The sequence below is a fragment of the Bacillus sp. HMA207 genome (assembly GCF_003402455.1).
GTDB lineage: Bacteria > Bacillota > Bacilli > Bacillales > Bacillaceae_G > Bacillus_A > Bacillus_A cereus.
Genome location: NZ_BEZT01000001.1, coordinates 3,154,414 through 3,178,766, shown reverse-complemented (window position 1 = coordinate 3,178,766; position 24,353 = coordinate 3,154,414). Strand labels below are relative to the sequence as shown.

Below are 24,353 nucleotides of genomic sequence, written 5' to 3'. Positions count from 1 at the left end.
GATGAAGCAGCATCCATTTAAAATTGCATCGCTTGGTATGCAGCATATGCTTGCAATGTATGCTGGAGCAATTATCGTTCCGCTTATTGTGGGCGGTGGACTTGGTTTAAATCAAAAAGAGTTAACATATTTAGTCTCAATTGATTTATTAATGTGCGGCGTTGCGACAATTTTACAAGCATTATCAAATCGCTTTTTCGGTATAGGACTTCCCGTTGTACTTGGTTGTACATTTACAGCCGTTGGACCGATGATTGCGATTGGAAAACAATACGGTGTGTCTTCAATTTATGGAGCAATTATTGCTGCTGGGTTATTCGTTGTTATTTTTGCGAAATTATTTGGAAAACTTGTAAAACTGTTTCCACCTGTTGTAACAGGATCTGTTGTTACTGTAATTGGAGTTACACTTGTTCCAGCAGCAATTAATGATATGGCTGGAGGAGTAGGAAGTAAGGATTTCGGTAGTCTTGAAAATTTAGCATTAGCATTTGGTGTGTTATTATTTATCATCATTATGTATCGTTTCTTTGATGGATTTATTCGTTCAATCTCTATTTTACTAGGTCTATTGTTCGGTACTATCGTTGCAGCGTTTATGGGGAAAGTAAGTTTGCAAGCGGTTGGAGAGGCGGATTGGTTCCACGGTATTCAACCATTTTACTTTGGTACACCAACATTTGAATTAACACCAATTATTACGATGATTCTCGTTGCTTGTGTAGGGATTGTAGAAGCAACGGGTGTATACTTTGCATTATCTGATATTTGCAATAAAAAAATCGGTGAAAAAGAATTAACAAAAGGCTATCGCGCAGAAGGATTAGCGATGGTGTTAGGTGGCATTTTCAACGCGTTCCCATATACAACATACTCTCAAAACGTAGGACTTGTTCAATTAACTGGAGTAAGAAATCGCGTTATTATTTATACTTGCGGTGGTATGTTAATCGCACTTGGTTTCATTCCAAAAATCGCAGCTATTACAACAATTATTCCGAAATCAGTACTGGGCGGTGCGATGTTAGCGATGTTCGGTATGGTTATGGCATATGGTATTAAAATGTTAAGTAGCGTTGACTTCGGAAGACAAGAAAACTTATTAATCGTTGCATGTTCTGTCGGAATTGGGCTTGGCGTAACAGTCGTTCCTACATTATTTTCACAACTTCCAGAAAACATTCGTATTTTAACAGATAACGGAATTGTACTTGGAAGTGCGTCAGCAGTACTTTTAAATATCGTATTTAATATGGTGCCGCAGCGTAAAGTGAAAGTAGAAGAAGAGCCAGTATCTATGCAAAATGCAGTAAGAGAAGCGTAAAAAAGCAAGGTCTCGTTATGAGACCTTGCTTTTCTTTTTAAGTGGCATCATTTTCCCGTAAGTACCAAGACGCCAAATGTACTCAAGTGGCCCGTATTGGTAATGTGAAAGCCACCAGCGGCTAATAAAGATTTGTAACGTGTAGAAACTAATGCAGAATATTGGTCCAACCCATAATGGAGCAGGATAATAATTTTTAAGTAATAGACCAAATACAAGTAATGTAACAATTGTATGCGAGATGTAATTTGTTAATGCCATTCGTCCAACGTATTGGAATGGACGTAATAACGTTTGCCATTTTTCTTTTTGTAATAAACGCATTAGAGTGAAAATGTAGAATATGAATAACGTTTTTCCGCTAAACATTGTAAAGACCTGCATATAAATTGGTTCATAAAATGGTTTTGATAAGAAGTAACGGACCATGAAGAACCACATTGGTAATGTTAAAAGGAACATAATAATTTGCCATTTTTTAAGTTTTGGATCTAACTCTTTCGTGCGGCGGAAAATATCCTTTTTGCCGGCGTATAAACCAAGTAAAAATAGCCCAACTGTTTCTGGAAGCATAAGTAAATTTAATCCAATTCCATCAGCGTAAAATGCATGGAAACGATTTTGTATTTGTGACAGCCAGTCTTCTAATGGCATGATAGGTAAGGAAAAACCTAGCTCTTCCTTTGGTACCAATGCAACCGTAATACCAGCCATTAGCATAATGAATTGAAAAATACTCAATAAAACGATAGCCCATATTAAAATAGTACGAGGTTCTCTCTTATAAAATAAAAATAAGAAAAATCCAGCAATCGCATAAGTATGTAAAATGTCTCCGTCCCATAAAAGAACGTAATGTAAGAAACCGAATAATAATAAAATAAATAAGCGGCGAACAAATAAAATTTTTGGATGATCTGTTTTCGCTTCAGCACGACTCATAAAAATATAAAAACCTAATCCGAATAAAAACGAAAAAATTGTATAAAATTTCGTTTGAATAAACATATCGTAAAATAGGCGAATGTAGCTGTCTATCCCTTCGTAAATTCCTGAAAGATCACGTGAGTCAACCCCGGCGATAACAGGCCAATTCACAAGAAAAATACCTAGTACAGCTATTCCTCTAATAACATCAATGGAGTGTATCCTCTCGCCTTGTGTGAGATTTTGTGTCATTTTTTTCCTCCTTGTTAAGTAATTCCCTTTTATTATACAAAATGTAAGGTGGAGGGGATAGGGGATATTTCCATTTTTTTAAACTGTTAAGTTATGTAGGATGAGATATAATAAGAGTGCACAACAAGTTTTAACCTTTTTCAAAACAGGCAGTAAAGCTCCTTCTTATAAGGAGCTTTCTTTATGAAAAGTGTTGATAATGATTCTCTTTAATGATAAACTGTATTCAAAAGTGATAATCATTATCAAAAAAGGTTGGTGCGTAATTATGGTATATGCATTAGTAGCAGGTACAGTCGCTGTATATGCAGTTATTGCGAAGTATGTTTTAAATGGAGTAGGAACAGCAAAATGAGTGATATGACATAAAATCCCTTTCATTTGTAAAAAGAATGAAAGGGATTTTTTATTTTTAATGAGAATATGCTGAAAATTTAGTATGATAGTAAAGTGAAACTGTAATCAATGGGTAGGTGTAACTCTCACTGGTTATGAACTCGCAAATAGCGGGGAAAAGTATATACATCTTGGATAAAGGGGAACAAGGGGATGACAAACATAGTACAGACAAACGGTATGAAAAAACTTGTTTGTTTTTATGAAGAGTGGCAAAAACACGGCGATGCAGAGAATAGTTTAAAGTTGTTTGAGGTAATTCAAAAATATAAACAAGAACAGCTTATGATAGCGTTCTGCGGTCACTTCTCTGCAGGGAAATCAACGATGATGAATCATCTATATAAAGCGCAGTTGTTACCGACAAGTCCAATTCCGACAAGCGCTAACGTTGTCAAAATTGAAAAAGGAATGGATCGTGTTGTTGTAACGGTTAAATCTGGAGAGCAGTACGAATATGACGGTGCATATTCAGCAGAAGAATTAAAACAAATTTGTAAAGACGGCGATGAAGTAATTGGTGTTCATATTTATCGAAACGACGCGCCAATTCCTGAAGGGGTTATGTTAGTTGATACACCAGGGATTGATTCAACAGATGATGCCCATCAATTAGCGACAGAGTCGACACTTCATCTGGCAGATGTCATTTTTTATATGATGGATTATAATCACGTCCAATCGGAAGTGAATTTACAATTTGTTAAAGAATTGAAACAACGTAATAAAACGGTTTATCTCGTTGTAAATCAAATAGATAAACATAAAGAAAATGAATTATCGTTTGAGAATTATAAAGATAGTGTAAAACAATCATTCTCTAACTGGGATATTGAAGTAGATGGTGTTTATTATACGTCATTACAAATGATGAACCATCCACATAATGAAATTAGAAGCTTAGAAGCGTTAATTACTTCTATTATGAAAGAAAAAGAGCAGTATGTAAGGACTGGAATGGAGCGAGAAACAGAATATTTAATGGGGGAACATTTCTCGTTTATTTTTTCTGAAAATGAAAAAGCTCTTTTGAAATATGAGGAAGAGTTAGCATCACCACTTTCTATTTCAGAGGTAGTTGAAAAGAAGGAAGAGTTAACGGAAGCGAAAAATCGTGAGGCAAGTAAAGAATCTCATGTGAGAAACGAATTTATAAAAGGTTTACAAGCTATATTAGATAACGCTTATTTAATGCCATTTGAAATGAGAGAATTGGCAAATGCATATTTAGAAACGAAATTAACAAAATTTAAGGTCGGTTTGCTATTTTCGAAAGGAAAGACGGAGCAAGAAAAACAAAGACGTGTAGAGGTGTTTTATTCTGCCCTTCAAAAAATTGTTGAAACGCAGCTTGATTTTCATGTGAAGGAATTTATTGTAGCCTTCTTAAAAGAAGAAGGATTGTTCACGGAGGAAGTTGGGAAAGACATATATGGGTTAGAAATTGCTTTCGGACCAGAAATGTTGGCCGAAGTAATTAAACAAGGTGCAGGTTTCACAGGTGATTACTTACTTCTTTATACAGCGGATGTAGCGAATGAACTGAAGAAACGTTATTTTATAAAAGCACAGCAAATTTTTGATAAAAGTGCGGTCGTTTTAAAGCAAAAGGTAAGGGAAGCAGTTGCTCGTATTGAAGAAGAGATTGAAACATATACGATGTTGCAAACGGCGAAAGAAACACAATTACAATACAGTAACAATTTGGAGGCATATGAAGACCATTTACGAAATGTTTGGCACGATCATGTTGCTACGCCTGAAGGGTTGCAAATAGATGAGATATTGCAAAGGGAAAAGCAAATTGTTAGTGAGAAATTTACACTACAAGAGCAGGAAATCGTAAACAATAACGTAGCGGTTCATGAAGAAGAGCTGAAAGGAACGGCGGCTTTAAATATTCAGCGGATATTAGAGAAAGTGAAAAAAGCTGAAACGATATTAGAGCCATTGCCTGCGCTGAAACATGTACAGCAAGAGGTAATAGAGAAAAGAAGACGTGTGGAAACAAAACAATTTACAGTAGCGTTATTCGGGGCATTTAGTGCTGGAAAATCATCATTTGCCAATGCCTTACTCGGTGAGAAAGTACTTCCTGTATCACCAAACCCGACGACGGCAACGATTAATCAAATTTTGCCGGTTACAGAGAAAAAACCACACGGAACAGTAATTGTTCAGTTTAAATCAAAGCAAGCGTTATTAGAAGATATGAAAGCTGTTTATAAGCTGTTTCATTATGAGATTGCTACGTTAGATGAAGCGTTAGCACAAATTGATAAAATTATGAAATATCCTTCACCAACTGGGAAGCAAAAAACAACATTTAGCTTTTTACGAGCGGTACAAAAAGGGTATGATGCAGTTTCTACTTATTTAGGAGAACAAGTACAAGTTACATTAGAAGAGTTCTCTGATTATGTAGCGAATGAAGAGAAATCATGCTTCGTTGAGTATATGGAACTTTATTATGATTGTGCTTTAACAAGGCAGGGAGTAGCGCTTGTAGACACACCTGGAGCGGATTCTATTAATGCTCGCCATACGGATGTTGCATTCCAGTATATTAAAAACGCAGATGCTATTTTATTTGTAACATATTATAACCATGTATTCTCTCGTGCTGACCGTGAATTTTTAATTCAGCTTGGTCGTGTAAAGGATACTTTTGCCCTTGATAAAATGTTCTTCTTAATTAATGCGGCGGATTTAGCAGAGTCTGAAGAAGAACTTGAAATGGTAAAAGGTTATATCGCAGATCAGCTGCTGCAATACGGTATTAGAAATCCGCGTTTATTTGCAATTTCAAGTTTATGTGCGCTTGAAGAGAAACAAGGAAAGAATGTTGAAAAAGAGAAGTATGGTATTTTACAAAACTCTGGGATTACGAAGTTTGAGGAATCATTTACGTCCTTTATGATGAGAGATTTAATGCTTGTTTCTGTGCATGCTCTATATGGTGCTTTGCAAGGGGCAGATCAGCTTTTAGTAAACATGATAAAGGGTGCAAAACAGGGGAATGAAGAGAAAGAGAAGCAAACGAAAAAATATGAAGCAGAGCGTGATCAACTACTTCATATCATTTCATCATATAGTGTACTTGCTGAAGAACAGGCGATGCAAAATGAAGTGAAAGAGTTGCTTTATTACGTGCAACAGCGTCTATTCCTACGCTATAACGATGTGTTTACTGAATTTATTAATCCGGCGTCACTTCGAACGGATGGAAATGTGAAAACACAATTGCAACAGTGTGTTATGGATTTAGTAGCATTTATTCAGCATGATTTATTGCAAGAAATGCGTGCGACATCATTACGCCTTGAAAAATGGATAGACGAAGCGATGAAGCGTGCAAAGGACGAAATTGTAGTGAACTGTAAAGTAGAAAATGAATCAATTTCTATGAATGGAACAGTGGAGTATGAATATAAAGATATTACACATAAAGAACCGTTCCCTTCAGTTGAAATAAAAGATTTCAAAAAAGCACTGGCACATTTTAAAAATGAGAAAAGCTTTTTTGAAAAGAATGACAAAGCTTTTATGCAAGAAGACGCTAAATCTGTATTAGAACCGTTCGTATCAAACTATGTAGCTGATGAAAAAGATTTATTTGTTCATCATTATAAGCAAGAGTGGGATATGAAGTGGAACTTATTCCAAAAAGTGATGCAGCAAGATGTGATGAACTATTATGAAAGTATATTGTTTGCATTGGCTGAAACGATTGATGTATCTCTATATGAACAAAGTAAAGAACAATTGCAAAAGCAGTTAGTAGAGATTGAAAAAGAAATTTATGTTATATAGTCGTTAGGAGAAAAAGATTCGTTCAATTTTCTTTTGCAGTACAGTATCTAAAGATTTTACAAATCCAGCAAATTCATCGGTAGAAATCATATGAGTAAGAACGAGTCGTCTGCCATCTGGTGTTTCACCGCATAAGACGAATGAAGAAAATTCATATGTTTTGTTTTCAACTACTAATTTTGGATAGGAATACGTGTCGCTTTTCTTCTTCTTTCCATCAATAGAGATGACGTTGCATTTTTTCTCATTGTTGTCCATGGTGAATCCCTCCTTTCTATTACTTATGGTAGACAAGGAGGGTTTAGAACAATAGAGAAGGGGGAATTTTTTATGTCTGTTGTAATAGAACGTATTCCAAAAGAGGCTATACCGAAGTCTTTATTGCTACTTGCTGATCCAAGTGAACGGCAAATAGCTACATATGTACAAAGAGGATTAACATACGTAGCTAAGCAGGGGGGGAGCGTTATCGGTGTATATGTTCTTTTGGAAACAAGGCCAAAGACGATGGAAATCATGAATATTGCGGTTGCAGAGCATTTACAAGGAAAAGGGATTGGGAAGAAGCTATTAAGGCATGCTGTAGAAACTGCTAAAGGATATGGTATGTCAAAACTTGAAGTTGGTACAGGCAATTCTAGTGTTTCACAACTTGCTTTATATCAAAAATGTGGATTTCGTATTTTTTCTATTGATTTTGATTACTTTTCGAAGCATTATGAAGAAGAGATTATTGAAAATGGGATTGTATGTCGTGATATGATCCGGCTTGCAATGGAATTGAATAAAAACGTATAACTATTTAGGGGGAAGAGAAGATGGAAGTACATAAAGCAATTACAGCACATTCTCGTAAACAAAATGAAAGTGTAAAAGCATGTTTACAATTAGATGCACAGCGTGAAGCAGCTATTGAAGCTGCCGTATCTCTTGCGTCAAATGGGAAAGAATTTTCGGTTGATGTCATTAATGTTGTAACGAAGCAAATTAATGATCTTGCAAAAAATGGTATTACCTTGCAGCGTAAATATGTTACAGAAGAAATGGTTATGGAGTATGTAAGTCGTTTGAAAGAGAAAGAAGGTCGTTAAAGATGATAGTTACAGTCGAATGGTTACGTGAGCATATAGAAGATGAGAATGTCCGTATAATCGATTGTCGTTTTGATTTAGCGAATCCTAATTGGGGTAGAGAAAAGTATGAAGAAGGACATATTCCTCATGCGTTATATTTTGATTTGAATTTAGATTTATCAAGTCCTATAGCAGAACATGGTGGCCGCCATCCTTTACCAAATATTGAGGAGTTTGCAGACAAGCTTTCGGAGGCTGGTATTGATGAACATACGACAGTAATTGCGTATGACAGTCAAGCCGGTGCAAATGCTGCTCGTTTATGGTGGTTATGTAACTATGTAGGACATGAGAAAGTATATATATTAGATGGTGGTTTCCCGGCTTGGAAAGAGAATGGACTACCGACAACAACGGAAATTCCTGTTGTTATACGAAAAACATTCAAAGCTAACATACAAGATCATATGCTTGTAACGATGGAAACGGTCAGAGAGAATATCCGTGCAGGTGCGGATGTTACATTAATTGATTCTAGAGAGCCAAAGCGTTATGCTGGTGTCGAGGAACTTGTCGATCATAAAGCAGGTCATATTCCGACAGCGGTAAACCATTTTTGGAAGGATGGAATGTTGCAATCAGGACAATTTAAGAATGGAGCTGGGCAACAAGAACGCTTCCAAAATCTTTCGAAAGATAAGGAAACAATTGTATATTGTGGTTCTGGTGTTACAGCGTGCCCAAATATCGTTGCATTAAAATTAGCTGGATTCCAAAATGTAAAATTGTATGCAGGTAGCTGGAGTGATTGGATTTCTTATCCAGAAAATCAAATTGCAAAAGAAGAAGATTAATCACTTGCATGCAAAAATAATTTGTATTAAAATAAGGTCACAAGCAAGAGATTGCTCGAAAAACTTTGTATTTTACACATTAGAAACAATGTGATAATATAACGACAAGTAAATAATACATCCTGCGGTGTGCGTAACTTATTTATGTCTAAAACCGATGTTAGTTATACGGAAGCTCAATATTTAGCGACCATCATCAAGCCTTCTTTGTGGAGGAAGATGTACGGTAACTGTGAGGGCATCCACCTGCGAGTAGCGGGTTTTTGGACATTTACGAGGAGCGGCACGTGCGGGGGTCTTATTTCAACTAACCTTATATAAAATTCCTACGGTGTACGTAGCTTATGCATGTCTTAAACCAATAAGTTTAATATGGAAGTTCAATATTTAAATGTAGCTAACATGCCATCTTTTTAAGAAGGAAGTTACAAACATTTGTGAGAGCATCCACCTGTGAGAGCAGGTTTATGGACATCTAGAGAGAACGGCATATGTGGGGCTATATAAAAACCTTACGTTTTATACGTAAGGTTTTTTTGTTGCATAGATATATCAATATTATCTTGATTCACCTGTGAAGTTTCCGTAATAAATGTAGCACTTTCTGTCTTCATCAATCTCTCTTGAATCTAAGGAGAACTCCATAGACATGCCGTCTCGCTGAATATATATAATATCTGAATGAAGAGATGGTAAAATTTCTTCATAGTTCCATACATCTTGACTATCTACTATGTTTGAACTCGTTTCACTTAGTTCTCTAATTTCAAAACCGATGTAGGAGTATGTAGGGTCTGAAGGGTCATTTGTGAAAACTTCTTTTTGAATATAAATAACTGCTGTTCCGTCTGGATCAACCGAAGTTGCAGTAACAACATAAGTATTTTTCTCTTTAATAAAATATTCACAAGTCATGCGTGCGATAATTTCAGAATTAGAAATATTGGCGTAGTTCCATAAAGCAGGATACCCTTTCGTTTCATCATTAAGTCGATATTCTAAGCGCATTTAATCCCTCTTCTTCCTTTTTCTTCTACTTTATCATGCCATCCTATATAATAGGAATAGAATTTAAAAAGGGGAGTGCGAAGGTGACAAAAACGAAATGGCTAGTAGGTGGTGTCGTAACGTCTTTAATGACTGGCACTTTATTTGGTTGCGCACAAGATCTTCCCCCAAAACCGAATGATAATAGTTGTTCTGATTGGGATTGGGATGATGAACTTGGGGTATGGCAGTGTGATGATAGTAGTTCAGGTTATCGTGGGCATTACTTCTATGGTGGACGATACTATCAAAATAAATCCACTTTTAAAAATTCATCGGCGTTTAAATCGTATCAATCGTCTGCTGAATTTAAAGGTGGAATTGGAAGCGGTTCAAAGGGAGGATTTGGGGGCTAAAATATGTCGCAATACATAAGGGATCGAAAAGAATTTTATTTAAAATATCCGAATTTTTGGTCGGATTTATATGAATGTGAGTATAGTTTGTTTCATGTTTTTTCTATAACAAATCAGACTTTGGAACAAGTACACTTAGCGACTGAACGAATGGGTAAAATATTTTTTAAGACTGCTAGACTTTTGCGAAATTTAAGTGACGAACAGCTTCTTGAGCTTGGTTTTCCTCCTGCGAGCTTATCATTCATTAGAATGAAAGGGCTTTATCCTGAATCTGTAATTTCGCGATTTGATTTTGCCGTAACAGAGGATAACCAAATCAAAATGCTTGAGTTTAATAGTGATACACCAACTTTTATTATGGAATGCTTTCAAATGAATGGGAAAGTATGTGGAAATCTAGGCTATGATGATCCAAACTCGGATCAAGAACGATTGCTATCTTCTGGTGTAACGAAAGCAGTAATGGAAGCGACAAAGGGATTAGATAATCCAAATGTTGTTTTTACAGCACATCATGAACATATCGAGGATTGGAATACCACTATGTATTTAAGTCAGCTATGCCATGTTGAAAATAAAGTAGTGCCAATGTCAGAACTTAGAATTACAAAGGATGCTCTAGTCGATAAAGATGGGGCGAAGATTGATGTTTTATATCGCCAAACATATCCGATAGAAGATTTAATTGAGGATCAAGATCCTGAAACAGGAGATTTGGTAGGTGTGGAATTGTTACAACTTGTAAAAGCCGGAAAGCTTTTTATAATAAATCCTTTGTCAGCATTTTTACTTCAGCCAAAATCAATTCAGTGTCTTATTTGGGGGTTAGCAGAAGAAGAGGCCTTTTATACAAATGAGGAACAACAGTGGATTAAAGAATATATGTTACCTACATATTTAGAACCAGATTTATTTTTAGGAAAAGGTTCTTTCGTTCAAAAACCTTCATTTGGGAGAGAAGGAGATACAATTACGATTCGCGATAAAGACGAAAATATTATGCTTCAAAATGCACACCAAACATATAAAGCGTCACTGCCGATATTTCAAAAGTATATCGAACTGCCAGTCGTATCCTTGGAAACAGAAAAAGGGATCGAGAAACTGTCATATGTGTTTGGTTCGTTTTTAATTGCTGGAAAAGCGAGTAGTATCGGTATTCGTGCGGGAGAAAAGATTACAGGAAATGAATCGTACTATTTACCGGTAGGTATAAAAAGGAGGGGAAAAAATGATTAATTTTTTATTATATTTAGTAGTAACACTCGGCCTTTTATGTATAGGTCTGTTCTTGATGGAAGTGACAACGAAAGTAAAGGAATTTAAGTTAATGGCCCAAGGAAATAAGGCGGTAAGCTATGTGCTTGGAGGACGATTACTTGGGTTAGCTGTTGTTTTATATTCGACAGCAGCTAATTCAATTTCACTTCTTGATATGATTTCGTGGGGAGCAGTTGGGATTTTGGCTCAAATTATCGTCTTTTATTTAGCTGAGTGGCTTACACCACGCTTTAATATAAACAAAAGTCTCGAAGAAGATAATCAAGCAGTCGGTCTTTTTCTTATGTTTTTATCAATTTCAATTGGGATTGTAATTGCTGGTTGTATAACTTATTAAAAACTTTACGTTTAAACGTAAAGTTTTTTATTTTATCCCGTAAAAGCCCGATTGGTGAGGGCTGATTAAAGTTTCACTTTATATATGTTAGTTTGCCATACCTTTTGAAAAAATTATAGGCTACGGTTGACATCTATTTTAAATAAGAGTAACATTTTCAATGTAATGAAAATAAGTCTCTGTTAGGTGAGGCTCCTGTATAGAGAAATGCTACTGCCCAAAAATGTCGAGAGACGCCAATGGGTCAACAGGAATGATCGAATTAAGGTTTTTCTTAACGTAGCTGGTAATGTACCTATGCTATACAGTGCTAAAACTCGGTGAGGGAGAGGTCCGTAGATTTCTAATTATATTAGAAATCGTTTATTTGTGTATGTAATGGCCGCTACTCTCTTAAGGGTAGGGGCCTTTTTTGTTACCAAGCTATGAGTAATTTCATAGTATAAACTATAAAATTAAACGAGGAGGTGAGGAGCATGTCAAATTCTGACTCGGTTCCGTTACCCATATACTTCAAATCAAAAATATATGATGTAGGCAGGAAACGATTTGTTCCTCCCTCTATATTTATCATAATGTAGCGTTTATAAAACGCGAGACACTTTCACAGTAAAGTGGATAAATTGAGAAACAAAGCGTTTCTTCCTATGTTGTAAAGGAGGAGACGATAATATGTTATATGCAAACAAAACTGTGGGTAACACGTCATATAAACTAAGTAAAAAATCAATAAAAGAACAAACAATGCTCCAAAAAAATAAAGATTTATTAATTGAAATTGCAACAAGAGATGTAAAATCTGTATTTGCATATTTTAAAACAACAAGAGACGGACTATCAATGAAAGAGGCACAAAAACGTATTCAAGTATATGGCCGAAATGAACTAACTTCAAAAAGAGCACTTCTCGCAGAAGTAATGATGAAGCTTGGTGGCATGATTCCAGGTTTTTCAAAACAACGTGTGTGTAATGAATTACAACGTGAAACGATTACTGTATCTAGAGTAGAATGTTCTAGTAGTACAGGGCTAAATAGTGAACTGAAAATGATGGAGATACCAGTGCAAGAACTTGTACCTGGAGATATAATTTTTCTTTCGGCTGGAGATGCTGTGCCGGCTGATGTACGTATTATTTATGCAGATGATTTATTAGTGAATGAGTCTGTGTTAACGGGAAACGAAGCGAATATAGAGAAGTTTGAAAGCTGCTATCACCTTGAACGTAAACGATTTATTCCATTAAAACGGATGAAAGATTATAATCCACTTGAGCTTGAAAATGTATGTTTTAAAGGTTCACATATCGTTAGTGGAAATGCAAAGGCTGTCGTTGTTTCTACTGGAAAAAATACGTATTCAGGCATATTGCATACTTGTTGTAGTAGAACGTCTTAATGTGTTAATGGTGCTAAATATACAAAAACAATGTATAATAGACAAAGTTGAGCAAAAACGTAGAATGGTAATCTATTTATATAACCTTACGTGATAACGTAAGGTTATTATTTTTTTAATAGGAGAGGAATTATGAAAAAAGTATTATTAGTTGATGGTATGGCACTATTATTTCGTGCTTTTTACGCAACAAGTGTCTACGGACAATTTATGAAACGACAAGATGGAACTCCTACGAACGGGATTCATGGTTATATGAAACACTTATTAACAGCTACGCAAGCGATCGAACCAACACATATCGTTACATGCTGGGATATGGGAAGTACGACATTTAGAACAGAATCGTTCTCGAATTATAAAGCAAATCGTGCAGCGCCACCAGAAGAATTAATTCCTCAATTCGATTTAGTGCAAGAAATGACTGCGAAATTATCCATTCCAGTTATCGGTATGAAAGGCTACGAAGCGGATGATTGTATCGGTACGCTTGCAAAACAATACTGCAATGAAGCTGAAGTTTATATTTTAACAGGTGATACGGACTTACTTCAACTTGTTGATAAGAACGTTACAGTTATGCTTCTGCGTAAAGGAATTGGAAATTACGAATATTACACACCGGAGAAAATCATGGAAGAAAAAGGTGTAGAGCCGTGGCAAATCGTCCATGCAAAAGCTTTCATGGGAGATACAAGTGATAATTATCCAGGTGTAAAAGGTATCGGTGAAAAAACAGCGTATAAGCTTATTCAAGAGCACGGAACAGTATCCGCTGTACTAGAAAATGTAGAATCATTAACAAAAGCGCAGCGTACGAAGATTGAAAGTGATTTAGAGAACTTAAATATTTCGTTACAATTAGCCGAAATTCACTGTGAAGTTCCAATTTCATGTTCACTAGAAGAAGGGTTACACACAATGGATGAAGAAAAACTTAGATTTGTTTGTGAAGAAATGAATTGGGGAAGACCTGAAATATTAATAAATATGCTATAAATAGTTTGGAAAGAGGGATGTTGCATAAGTCGAACTTTGACTTGGTGACACCTTCTTTTTGTTTTTGTAAACAGTATGATAGTAAATAAAATTATGTCGAACTCAATTTTTAATATATAAATGTTTCGACAAGATATAATGATAAAAGTTGATGAAAATAGTAATTTTTATAATGAAGTAAATTAATTTCAACATAGTTTTAGATAGTCTTTTTTTTCGTGTTCACAAAGTTGTCAGAAAATAAACGGAATTTTCATATGAAGTTCAAATAGAATTCACAACAATCAATTATTATAAGAACACACAGATAATTCTTTATCTTTTATATAAATCATCCCCCAAGGAGGACAATGAAAATGAGAAAAAAAGTGAGAAAATCTTTTAAACAATTATTAATTGAAAATAAACAATCACTATTAAATAATAAAGAAAATATGAAGGAAATTGAAGAGAGAATTGAGAAACGACATGTAGCATATAGTGGTGCTAGTAATTAAATAAAATAAAAAAGATAGCCTATGCAGGCTATCTTTTTTATTTTATATTGAAAAAACGCTATTCATCTCTTTAATTTATGTAAATTTGCAAGATATTTTTATAGCGTTTTTCTATCAATATTACTCATTTTTCGAGGTTGAAATTGGTATATACCAATTTTTGAGATTCGCTATTCATAATATTACAAAAAATGTTACAATACACTCAAATTTATACTATAAAATCATTTTAATATGAAAAATTGGAATGAAAAGAAAGGAGAGGAATATGAATAAAGATGTCGCTTTGAAATGATTATTATCATTTCATTAGGAGTTGATGCAAAAAGATGAAGAGATACGAGGAATTGGATTCTATAAGAGGGATTTCTTCATTAATAGTAATGATCGGTCATCATTTAATGATTTTTTCAGCATTTCAAAATTACAGTTATGAAGATAATAAACCATTTGTTGTGTATCTATTAAAAGAAACGCCTGCTCGTCTAATTTTTAGTAGTGGTAACGAATCAGTTATTATCTTTTTTGTTTTGAGCGGATTTGTTTTGTATGAATCTATTCAAAAAAACTATAGTAGCTATGGGTCATACCTTTTAAAACGTATATGCAGAATATATATTCCTTATATTGTGGCAATAATTATAGCTATTGTATGCCAGATTACAATTAGTGAATATGGTATTTCTTATTTAAGTGAATGGTTTAATCGCTCATGGACGATTGAAAGTTCTTCAAGCTTAATCGCACAACATATTTTATTGGTTGGGAAATATAATACAGATGCATATAACGGTGTGATTTGGTCACTTGTCCATGAAATGCGAATATCAATAATTTTCCCGTTAATTTTGATGATTTGCTTACGAAAAACGTTAAGGTGTTCATTACTATTATTGTTTAGTTTTAGTATATGTTCTGTCGTAATATTATTTTTGTTTCGCTCGGGCTTAACATTAACAAGCTATGCATTAACATTGCATTACACAGTGCTGTTTTTACTAGGAGCACTAGTTGCGAAGTATAAAAATAATTTAATAGTTTTTTATAGTAATTGTACTAAAAACACGAAAATTGCATGGTTTTTATTTGCGATTTTACTTTTTATGTATGAAGGGCTTATAGGAGAAATTAAAGTGCTCAATAATTTTATATTTCGAGACTACGTAGTGGCGATAAGTGCATGTTTATTGGTCATATTAAGTTTGTCAATATCAACTTTGTCGTCCTTGCTACATAATAAATATTTGTTATATTTGGGGAAGATTTCTTACAGTCTTTATTTATACCATATTATATCGTTGTTTTCCCTTATATACATGCTCCATGAAATATTACCGTTGCCTATTATTTTAATTTTTTCACTTGTTTTTTCGTTTATACTTGCAATGCTTTCGTATGTATATGTAGAAAAATTTGCATTCGGAGTCGGAAAGTATGTAACAAAACAAGTGGATAGAAGAGAGAAAGGGTTATCTGTAAAGAGTGAATTGCAGGATGTTATTCAGAAAAGGGCGGTGAAATAATTGAAGCAAGAAATGAGTATAAAAGATTTTCAACAATTACTGAAAAGAAGATTCGTAACGATTATTTTAACGATGTGTTGTTTAACCGCTTCTTTAGTTCTTATCTCTATGTATGTTTTAAAGCCGTCATATCAATATTCAACGCAAATTCTTGTTGGGAATTTAGATGAGTTTAATAAGGAAAATTCAACAAATAAAACACAAGAGAATAAGCAACTAGTAACATCGTATGTTGATATTTTAAAAAGCCCATTAATTATTTCAACAGTCAAAAAAACTTTGAAATTAGAGCAATCAAGTTATGAATTAGCACAAAAAATCTCGGTTGTGAATACGGACAACTCACAAATTGTAACTGTTACAGTAAAAGATTCCAATCCGAAAATCGTGAAAGACATTGTAAAGACATTGGCAGAGCAATCACAACAAAGTTTTCAACAGTACACAAATGTACAAGGTGTGAAAGTGTTGACGGATCCTGAGTTACAGGAACAGGCTGAAAAATTGTTTCCAAAATTTCAACTGATCATTCCTATTTCTTTAATTGTTAGTTTTTTTGTTGGGATAGGTTTAGCTGTATTTCAAGATTATTTTGATGAACGTATATACACGGAACAAGATTTAGAGAAAATAACAACAGTCTCTGTTATTGGTCACATAAATATGAAACCGAATAGAAAAAAGAAACCTACAGAGGTTGATAAACAATCATCTATATATCGAGGTGAACATGTCGATGTTTAGGACAAAGAAACAGCTGCCATTCGATCTGCATGATGATCTGATGAAAGAGCAGTTTTATACGGTGTATCACGATCTGAAAAAATCTGGAAAACAACTGTTCACAGTTAGTTCAACGAAGGACAGAGGAGTTGTTGCCTCGCTTATAGTAAATATGGGTCTAGTGTTTGCGGAAATGAAGAAAAAGGTGTTACTTATTGATGTGAATTTTTCTGACCCTAAATTACAGGTATTATTACAAAGTGATCACATGATAACAGTAAACGATATAATAAGCTCTTCCCCCTACAATTATGAATCTTTTTCTAGTAATTTGTCTAAATACTTATATTGTATTCCTGCAAAAAAAACAGTACACACAGGGACGCCCTTAGTTGCTATGGATGAATTTGATAATGCGATTGCTAAGTGGAAAGAAGATTTTGATTACATTTTCTTTTATTCTTCTGAAGTATTTGATCTTCCTGCTACGCACATTATTGCAGAGAAATGCGATGGAGTGGTCTTAGCAGTTAAAAAGCGAAAAGATTCACTACGTACAGTGCAAAAAGTAATAGCGGATATAAATAGGAAAGAATGTGAATTAATAGGTATAATTTTATATTCTTGAATGTGGGGGTAACGATCCATGATTCGTGAAACAAATCAAGCCAAGTTGTATACGATTCCGGCTCAAGAAAAGCCTAGCATATTGAATCGAAGTGTAAAACGCTTGTTTGATATTATATTTTCAATCATATTGTTACTATTAACAATACCAATTATGTTGTTCTTTTGTATTATGATTACCTTAGAAACATCAGGGGCTCCAATATACTTTCAAGAACGTTTAGGTATAAACGGGAAGAAGTTTAATGTATTTAAATTAAGGTCGATGGTAAAGGATGCTGAAATGAACGGACCACAATGGGCAAAAGAACATGATCAAAGAATTACAAAAGTTGGATTGTTTATAAGAAAAACGAGAATTGATGAATTACCGCAACTTTTAAACATTTTAAGAGGAGATATGTCTTTTGTAGGCCCTAGACCAGAGAGAGAGTTTTTTTATAATGAATTTGATGCGTATATTCCAGAATTTAAGGAACGTTTAATAGTAAAACCAGGATTAACAGGATGGGCACAAATAAATGGAGGGTATAATCTTGATCCAAAGGAAAAGTTGAGGCTTGACATGGAGTATATTGAAATGAAAACATTTCGGATGGACATCCGTATTTTATGTAAAACCGTTTTAATTGTATTGAACGGTAATGGTGCAAGATAAATATGTAAACAAACAACATATGTAAGTAGGTTACTTGCAAAGGAGAACTTGTATGGGTAGATCTATTCTAAAAAATATTATCCATCTATTTTATAGTACGATTTTAGCTAACCTTCTTCAGGCCGTCAGTTTAATTGTTTTAGCAAACTTTTTTAACGCACAACATTATGGGATGTTTAGTGTTGCCATAGCAGTGACGTTTGTTATGTTATTCTTTACAGACTTAGGACTTAGTAATACGTTTCTTCGAGAAGGGGCAAAGGATGGAGCAGATTTAGAGCAGATTTTATCATCGTATATAAAAATAAGGATGATTCTACTTATTTTTATTTCTATCATCGGTTATATTGCTATTCATTATATGTATGCGGATAAAAATTTAATTTATATGATGATAAACGTAATGTTTTTCATGTTAATAGGATTAACTTGGCAAAACATAGGGATTGCCTATTTTCAACTGACGGAACGTATGAAGTATATAGCGCTCATAAAAGTTGTATCAGCATCAGTTGTCATTATAATTACATGTTTTTGTATTTTCGGAGAGTTACCGGTGTATGTAACGGCTCGTTTATATGCTTTTGGGTATATGATCGGTGGTTTATTTAGTATATATATCATGAGAAGAAAGACGAAAATGAATATGAAAATCGTAATTCATAAAGCGTTATTTTGGCAATTAACTCCCTTTATTATTAGCGGTTTTTTAATAATGAGTACGCCACAATTAGCACCTATCTTGCTCAACTATACATTGCCATTAAGTATGGTAGGTGTTTTTGCAGTGGCGTACCGGATGCCGGCAGCTTTATATCAGGTACCAGGGGTAATTGCAGGTGCGTTTTTTCCGGTGCTCTTTAAGCATTATAACCAGAATAATTTAGAAGAGCATACGAAATTAAATTTGCTTCAAATTAAATCAATGGCGATTGTAGGAATATGTATGACGATCGGTTTATATCATTTAGCACCATACTTTATTTCTATATTTTTTCATGAGGAATGGAGCAATGCAGTAGAACCACTCCGAATATTATCATTTCTTATTGTGCTACAAAGTTTAAATATTGCTATTGCTGACGGTTTAACGACGAGTGGATGTCAAAATAAGAGAACTGTTGTGCAGTGTGTAGCATTGGTGATCGGTGGGGTTATGCTTTATAGCTTTAGTAGTCTTGGTGGAGTGATAGGAGCGGCATACGCTATGGTTTTATTTGAAATAGTCGCTTTAGTGGGATATATAGCGGTAAGTGTAGTGAAGAAAAAAATTGTATTCCAAATTGTAATACCGTATACAATTTATTTTGGTGTAACCTTTATTGGAGTGCAATATATATTGCATACATATCATTTAATTGCGCTTGTTCTTAATATACTAATTGTAGTAGCTGCCATATTCCTATATGATTATGAGCTAAAAAAACTTCTTCTTTCTTTTATAAGAAAAATACGCAAAAAGGATTATATTACGAAACAGGGGATATAGCCTATGGAAAATAATATGAAAGTATCGATGGGATGGATTATTCTTCTAATATTATTTGTTATGTTAAGTAAATACAATTTATATATTGGATTTTCATTGAAGATATATATGATTTTTTTAGTCATATATTTTTGTTTAACAATTAAAGACTTTCATATTCAAAAATTATATTTTCATGAAGTTATATTTTTACTGTTTTATTTCATTTATTGTTTAAGTGGAATTCTTTCTATGTATTTAAATGCTAGTATTCGTATGATTTTTGGCGTGCTACTCGTTTTAGGATGCTATTTTATAATGAGGAATTTATTGGGGAATACTGAAATAGTGGTACTTGAATCATCTATTGCTTATGTAGGAGTAGTATTTAATGTTGTAAGTCTAATACTCTATATAATCGGTTTACAATACTTTAGTTTATACGGTGGAGAAGAGAGAGAAATTTTTGCTGGTTTATTAGTTGATAGAGGATATCCACGGTTAATTGGATTGCTAGATGATCCTAACATCTTTATTTTCTATAATACAATATTTTTTATGTACTATATGACGAATTTACAAAATATCACTAACATTCTAGGGTTAATTTTATGTGTTACGACGAGTTTATTAACCTTTTCAAGGGGTGGTATACTAGCGCTTGTGCTTGTCGTTTTTGTATATATATGTATGTCTAGTTTCGCCAAAAAAATAAAAATAATTATAAGTTTAGTATTGTTTAGTGTAGTTATTTTTAGTTTATCGAATAGTGTAATGGGGGGCCAATTAGATGACATATTAAATAAACGAATTTCTGATTTTTCCCATGATAATGGAAGTGGTAGATTTACATTATGGGAAGCTGCTTTTAAATATTATTTATCCAATCCATATATCGGAATCGGTGCTTTTAACTTTTCGAATTATTATGAGTATCAATTTAATGAAAAATTATATGTACACAATACATTTTTAGAAATTTTGTCTGAATCGGGTACAATTGGTTTTCTTCTATATAGCGCGTTTTTATTCATATTAATGTTCAAGCTAGCGCAGCATACTTTGTTTCGTGAAAAACCATATCTTCTATTGACTATGATTGCATTTTTATTTCAGATGATGTCATTGTCACTCATTATTAACGAAGCGTTCTTTTTATTTTTAGCAGTTGTTGTGAAGTATATTTCAATATATGAAGGAAGGGGAAAGATAGATGGTAAAATGTCTATCAGCACATAACGAGCCGCCTTATGTTTCTGTAATAACACCTTCTTATAATAGTATACGATTTATAGGTGAGACAATTTTATCTGTACAGAATCAATCGTATGAAAACTGGGAAATGATTATCGTTGATGACGGTTCAACCGACCAATCTGCCACAAAAATTAAAGATATAATAGAAGGAGACTCACGTATTAGGTTATTATCATTAAAACAAAATGTTGGTGCTGCTAAAGCTCGGAATTTAGCGATCCAAGAGGCAAGAGGAAGGTACATTGCCTTTTTAGATAGCGATGATATATGGTTGCCGCATAAATTGAAGACACAATTGTTATTTATGGAAGAAATGAATATTGCTTTTTCATATGCGTCGTATAGTTTAATTGATGAAAACGGTAATGAATTAAATCGTGAAGTGAGTGCACCAAAATCTGTTGACTATCATTATTTAGTAGGAAATACAATTATCGGTTGTTTAACAGTGATGATTGATCGTGAAAAAATTCCATATGTCGAAATGCCTAGTATACAGCCGGAAGATACAGCGTTATGGCTGAACTTATTACATGAAGGGTATGAAGCAAAAGGTATACAGCAAGTGTTAGCAAAATATAGAATTGTTACAAATTCTGTTTCTAGAAATAAAATTAGAGCAGCTTTTCGGTATTGGAAATTATTAAGGGACCAAAAAAGTCTTAATGCAGTGCAAAGCTTTTACTATTTTAGTAAGTATGCTTATCATGCTTATAAAAAAAATAAAATCAATGTAGTTGGGAAGACGCAATTATGAACATACTGTTGATGACAGATAAATTGATAACTGGCGGAGCCGAAAATTATTTCTGTAAATTAGAAAATAATTTGCATTATGAGGATTTTAAGATTTATACAGCTGCAGGTGATGGAGAACTATATGAATCCCTTACTAGAAAAGAAAATTTTATATTACTTAGTCGATGGAATCATTTGAGAAATATTTATTATTTACGAAACGAAATTTGTAAACGAAAGATAGAACTTATTCATGCAAATAGTTTGCGAATGGTATTATATGCTTTTCTACTTCAAAAGTTTATTAAAAAAAAGATGAAAATTGTTTATACGAAACACAATGTAACGATATTAGAAAAGAAAATGCCAACGCTTTTTCGGTATTTCATGAATAAATATGTGAACAATATTATTACAGTAAGTGAGTTTGAAAAGAACAATTTAATTTCAATTCATGTAGCAGAAGAAAAAATAAATACAATTTATAACGGTGTTGATATTGAAAAGTTTTTATTCCAGCAGAAAAAGAAAGAATCTACATATAAAATAGGGATATTAGCTAGATTATCCAAAGAGAAAAACCATCAACTATTTGTCAAAATTGCAAATGTGTTGAAAAAGAGAAATGATTTTATGTTTTATATTGCTGGTGATGGACCAGAGAAAGAATCGATTATGAAAGAAATAGAAAAATATGGATTGCAGCAAAGGGTGAAGATGCTAGGGAATATTTCAGAGCCGCATGAGTTTATAGGGAATATGGACGCCTTACTTTTATTATCTTTTCGTGAAGTGTTTCCAATGGTAGTAATTGAAGCGATGGCTACAGGGACACCAATTGTTTCAATAGATGTTGGTGGAATACATGAAGCGGTAATAGATGGAGAGTCAGGTGTTTTGATATCTGAATATTGCGAATCCGAATTCGCAAGTGCGCTTGAGGAACTACAAGGGAATGAAGAAAAGGTAACTGCTATTAGATTGAAAGCACGAGAGAAAGCAATGAGATATTTCTCGTTAACTAAAATGATAGAGGAAACGAAAAATATATATGAATTAAACAAATGACCGAGTAGGTCGTTTGTTTTTTTTATTATAGAAACTTTTAAGAGACAACTCACATATTATATGAAAAAGGTAATATGAGGAGTGAATTTATTTTGTCAGAATATATTTCATCCCAAGAAGATTGTGCGCCAGAAAGTAGCGTTCATATTGATTGTTTTGGCGCAGTTCCAAACTCGGGAAATGATAGCTCATTAGCAATTCAGCAAGCTATTGATTATTGTGTAGCGAATCGAATTTCGACGGTTAGAATTACAGGGGTAAATACGTACAAAATTGTAAAGCCGATTGTTATTAAATCAAACGTAAGATTAGAGTTGGATCCTACCGTAACACTGCAAATTGATGGGGATTTTAATGCATTTGAGCTACAAAGTAACGCTTCGATAGTTGGTGGTACTCTTCAAGTTATAAATCCATTGTTTCAATCTGCTGTTATTTATGTTTCTGGTTCACAACAAATCGAAGTACCTAATCAATCTGTTATATCAAATATAAATATAATAAATACAACTCCATCGTATAAAGGAAAAGCTATACATTTTTATTGTCAAAAGGCATGGGATTTTATTAGTTTCTTTCAAGTTAAATTTATTCAAATTAAAAACTTTCAAACTGCAATACATTTGAAGACAGAATATATAAATGTTATCAATACACCTTGCTGGATTAACGCCAATGTATTTCAATCTATATTTATTGATGGATGTGTATATGGGATTGAAGTAGATGGAAATAGTGATTTGCCAAATGAAAGTTCAGGAAATACGTTTCATGATATTCAAGTGCAATGTAGACAACAAACGGAAAAAGTAATTCGTTGTTCAGGTGCGTATAATACATTTGATTGTATGATCTGGGATACGTACCGGATGAGTAGTGAACAAATTGTTATTGAATTTTCTTCCAATTCTCATCGTAACTACCTTTTTTCAAATCTGCTTTCGACAACTATTGTAGATAAAGGACAGTACAATGTTTGTAAGTCTACTTATGAAGAATCCCTACGAATTCAGTTACCTTTGACGTTAAATAGACCTCATTTAATAGGAAATCAAGATGATATTTTAGTAAATGCTCAGCAGAAATATAACGTTAAGCAAGTAAGTGGAAAAGTGCCGTACGGGGGAAATCTCACAAATTGCTTTAATTTAATAGATGAACAAAGTGTAAACTATATTGACGTTCCAGATAGTAATCCAGTTGTAATTGAAATGGATTTTACGAAAAAACCAATACAAATGTTAAATTGTTTTGGAATGTATTTTGGATGGGGAGAGAGCCCAAAGAAAATTAAAATTGAATATGCATTAAGTGCAACTGGAAGTTGGGTTATCGCGTTGGATGTTCCATTAAATGTTGGCGATACAATTATATCGAATATGAAGGCGAGTCAGTTATATAAAGTTAGAATTACATTAAGTGGTTATTCTCAAGATCATAAGCGTTTTCGAATTAATCGTATTTTTGCAAGATCTTCTATGGAAAATGGGAGTGCTTGGTTAGCGACAACTGGCGGAAGAATGTTTGGAGATATTGAAATAGAGGCAAGTAAAGGTATAATCATGAAGACTGCTAGTGGAGTGAAATGGAAAGTTACCATTAATGAAGCTGGCCAACTTATTACGACTAAAATAACTTGAGGTGGTGTTTAATCGTATATCCTTGGACGAGTTACAACGTAGTGGAATATAGGTAATGAAAAAGAGATTGTAATTTGGTTTCAACCAAACTACA

Annotated in this window: 24 protein-coding genes, 2 other RNA genes and 1 riboswitch; of the genes, 23 read left to right on the top strand and 3 right to left on the bottom strand. The window is 33.7% G+C overall.

Annotation, left to right across the window (positions count from 1 at the left end; translation table 11 throughout):
* Position 1 precedes the first annotated feature (1 nt).
* On the top strand, positions 2-1,324 hold the full coding sequence (pbuX, locus tag HMAS_RS16335) for a xanthine permease PbuX (RefSeq protein ID WP_000809212.1): 1,323 nt from the start codon (positions 2-4) through the stop codon (positions 1,322-1,324).
* A 15-nt stretch (positions 1,325-1,339) separates the two neighbouring features.
* Here the strand turns inward: pbuX and HMAS_RS16330 are convergent, their stop codons facing one another.
* Positions 1,340-2,503, bottom strand: a complete 1,164-nt coding sequence (locus HMAS_RS16330) for a DUF418 domain-containing protein (RefSeq protein ID WP_000193194.1) — start codon at positions 2,501-2,503, stop codon at positions 1,340-1,342.
* Positions 2,504-2,735: 232 nt separating this feature from the next.
* Between HMAS_RS16330 and HMAS_RS28260 the strand changes: the two genes are divergently transcribed.
* Positions 2,736-2,858, top strand: a complete 123-nt coding sequence (locus HMAS_RS28260) for a hypothetical protein (protein WP_002023725.1) — start codon at positions 2,736-2,738, stop codon at positions 2,856-2,858.
* A 194-nt stretch (positions 2,859-3,052) separates the two neighbouring features.
* On the top strand, positions 3,053-6,712 hold the full coding sequence (locus HMAS_RS16325; protein ID WP_116344923.1) for a dynamin family protein: 3,660 nt from the start codon (positions 3,053-3,055) through the stop codon (positions 6,710-6,712).
* A gap of 3 nt (positions 6,713-6,715) precedes the next feature.
* Here the strand turns inward: HMAS_RS16325 and HMAS_RS16320 are convergent, their stop codons facing one another.
* A complete protein-coding gene (locus HMAS_RS16320; protein WP_000369740.1) occupies positions 6,716-6,970 on the bottom strand; it encodes a DUF3931 domain-containing protein in 255 nt (84 codons plus the stop codon).
* Between the two features lie 72 nt (positions 6,971-7,042).
* On the opposite strand from HMAS_RS16320, the gene HMAS_RS16315 reads away from it, so the two are divergent.
* The 5 genes from HMAS_RS16315 (at position 7,043) to ssrS (HMAS_RS16295) (ending at position 9,143) form a co-directional block, all read left to right on the top strand.
* The gene (locus HMAS_RS16315) at positions 7,043-7,510 is read left to right on the top strand and encodes a GNAT family N-acetyltransferase (protein ID WP_000117689.1); all 468 of its coding nucleotides are present in this window, start codon (positions 7,043-7,045) and stop codon (positions 7,508-7,510) included.
* A 20-nt stretch (positions 7,511-7,530) separates the two neighbouring features.
* Positions 7,531-7,803 carry a YpbS family protein gene (locus tag HMAS_RS16310; protein ID WP_000451814.1) on the top strand — a complete coding sequence of 91 codons (273 nt, stop codon included), beginning with the start codon at positions 7,531-7,533 and terminating at the stop codon, positions 7,801-7,803.
* Between the two features lie 2 nt (positions 7,804-7,805).
* A complete protein-coding gene (locus HMAS_RS16305) occupies positions 7,806-8,639 on the top strand; it encodes a sulfurtransferase (RefSeq protein WP_000637559.1) in 834 nt (277 codons plus the stop codon).
* Positions 8,640-8,755: 116 nt separating this feature from the next.
* Positions 8,756-8,938: non-coding RNA, 6S RNA (gene ssrS, locus HMAS_RS16300), on the top strand.
* Positions 8,939-8,959: 21 nt separating this feature from the next.
* Positions 8,960-9,143: non-coding RNA, 6S RNA (ssrS, locus tag HMAS_RS16295), on the top strand.
* Between the two features lie 54 nt (positions 9,144-9,197).
* On the opposite strand, the gene HMAS_RS16290 is transcribed toward ssrS (HMAS_RS16295), so the two are convergent.
* A complete protein-coding gene (locus tag HMAS_RS16290; RefSeq protein ID WP_001235526.1) occupies positions 9,198-9,647 on the bottom strand; it encodes a hypothetical protein in 450 nt (149 codons plus the stop codon).
* 83 nt (positions 9,648-9,730) lie between these two features.
* Between HMAS_RS16290 and HMAS_RS16285 the strand changes: the two genes are divergently transcribed.
* From HMAS_RS16285 to HMAS_RS16215, 15 genes are all read left to right on the top strand, one after another.
* Positions 9,731-10,042 (top strand): hypothetical protein, encoded by a 312-nt coding sequence (locus HMAS_RS16285; protein WP_000169030.1) that lies wholly within the window; start codon positions 9,731-9,733, stop codon positions 10,040-10,042.
* A gap of 3 nt (positions 10,043-10,045) precedes the next feature.
* Positions 10,046-11,284, top strand: coding sequence for a glutathionylspermidine synthase family protein (locus tag HMAS_RS16280; RefSeq protein WP_000084947.1), 1,239 nt, complete (start codon positions 10,046-10,048; stop codon positions 11,282-11,284).
* Positions 11,277-11,663: a DUF350 domain-containing protein gene (locus tag HMAS_RS16275; protein ID WP_000606868.1), complete on the top strand. Its 387-nt coding sequence runs from the start codon at positions 11,277-11,279 to the stop codon at positions 11,661-11,663. The genes HMAS_RS16280 and HMAS_RS16275 overlap by 8 nt, the downstream gene beginning before the upstream one ends.
* A gap of 171 nt (positions 11,664-11,834) precedes the next feature.
* Positions 11,835-12,000, top strand: a riboswitch (M-box (ykoK) riboswitch).
* Positions 12,001-12,335: 335 nt separating this feature from the next.
* Positions 12,336-13,061, top strand: a complete 726-nt coding sequence (locus HMAS_RS16270; protein WP_061113345.1) for a cation-transporting P-type ATPase — start codon at positions 12,336-12,338, stop codon at positions 13,059-13,061.
* Between the two features lie 132 nt (positions 13,062-13,193).
* Entirely contained in the window at positions 13,194-14,060 is an 867-nt protein-coding gene (locus HMAS_RS16265; protein WP_000757067.1) for a 5'-3' exonuclease, read from the top strand.
* Positions 14,061-14,416: 356 nt separating this feature from the next.
* Complete coding sequence (locus HMAS_RS16260; protein WP_001228048.1) at positions 14,417-14,557, top strand: FbpB family small basic protein; 141 nt, start codon at positions 14,417-14,419, stop codon at positions 14,555-14,557.
* Positions 14,558-14,886: 329 nt separating this feature from the next.
* Positions 14,887-16,080, top strand: a complete 1,194-nt coding sequence (locus HMAS_RS16255; RefSeq protein WP_025709246.1) for an acyltransferase family protein — start codon at positions 14,887-14,889, stop codon at positions 16,078-16,080.
* A complete protein-coding gene (locus tag HMAS_RS16250; protein ID WP_006928690.1) occupies positions 16,081-16,824 on the top strand; it encodes a YveK family protein in 744 nt (247 codons plus the stop codon).
* Positions 16,811-17,431, top strand: coding sequence for a CpsD/CapB family tyrosine-protein kinase (locus tag HMAS_RS16245; protein ID WP_025709243.1), 621 nt, complete (start codon positions 16,811-16,813; stop codon positions 17,429-17,431). The genes HMAS_RS16250 and HMAS_RS16245 overlap by 14 nt, the downstream gene beginning before the upstream one ends.
* Positions 17,432-17,449: 18 nt before the next feature.
* On the top strand, positions 17,450-18,088 hold the full coding sequence (locus HMAS_RS16240) for a sugar transferase (protein WP_000617648.1): 639 nt from the start codon (positions 17,450-17,452) through the stop codon (positions 18,086-18,088).
* A gap of 52 nt (positions 18,089-18,140) precedes the next feature.
* Positions 18,141-19,577 carry an oligosaccharide flippase family protein gene (locus HMAS_RS16235; RefSeq protein ID WP_116344922.1) on the top strand — a complete coding sequence of 479 codons (1,437 nt, stop codon included), beginning with the start codon at positions 18,141-18,143 and terminating at the stop codon, positions 19,575-19,577.
* A gap of 3 nt (positions 19,578-19,580) precedes the next feature.
* Positions 19,581-20,795: an O-antigen ligase family protein gene (locus HMAS_RS16230; protein ID WP_000429875.1), complete on the top strand. Its 1,215-nt coding sequence runs from the start codon at positions 19,581-19,583 to the stop codon at positions 20,793-20,795.
* A complete protein-coding gene (locus HMAS_RS16225; protein ID WP_025709238.1) occupies positions 20,770-21,570 on the top strand; it encodes a glycosyltransferase family 2 protein in 801 nt (266 codons plus the stop codon). Before HMAS_RS16230 ends, HMAS_RS16225 begins: the two co-directional genes overlap by 26 nt.
* Entirely contained in the window at positions 21,567-22,619 is a 1,053-nt protein-coding gene (locus HMAS_RS16220; protein WP_001023684.1) for a glycosyltransferase family 4 protein, read from the top strand. Before HMAS_RS16225 ends, HMAS_RS16220 begins: the two co-directional genes overlap by 4 nt.
* Positions 22,620-22,711: 92 nt before the next feature.
* The gene (locus tag HMAS_RS16215; protein ID WP_116344921.1) at positions 22,712-24,259 is read left to right on the top strand and encodes a hypothetical protein; all 1,548 of its coding nucleotides are present in this window, start codon (positions 22,712-22,714) and stop codon (positions 24,257-24,259) included.
* Positions 24,260-24,353 lie beyond the last annotated feature (94 nt).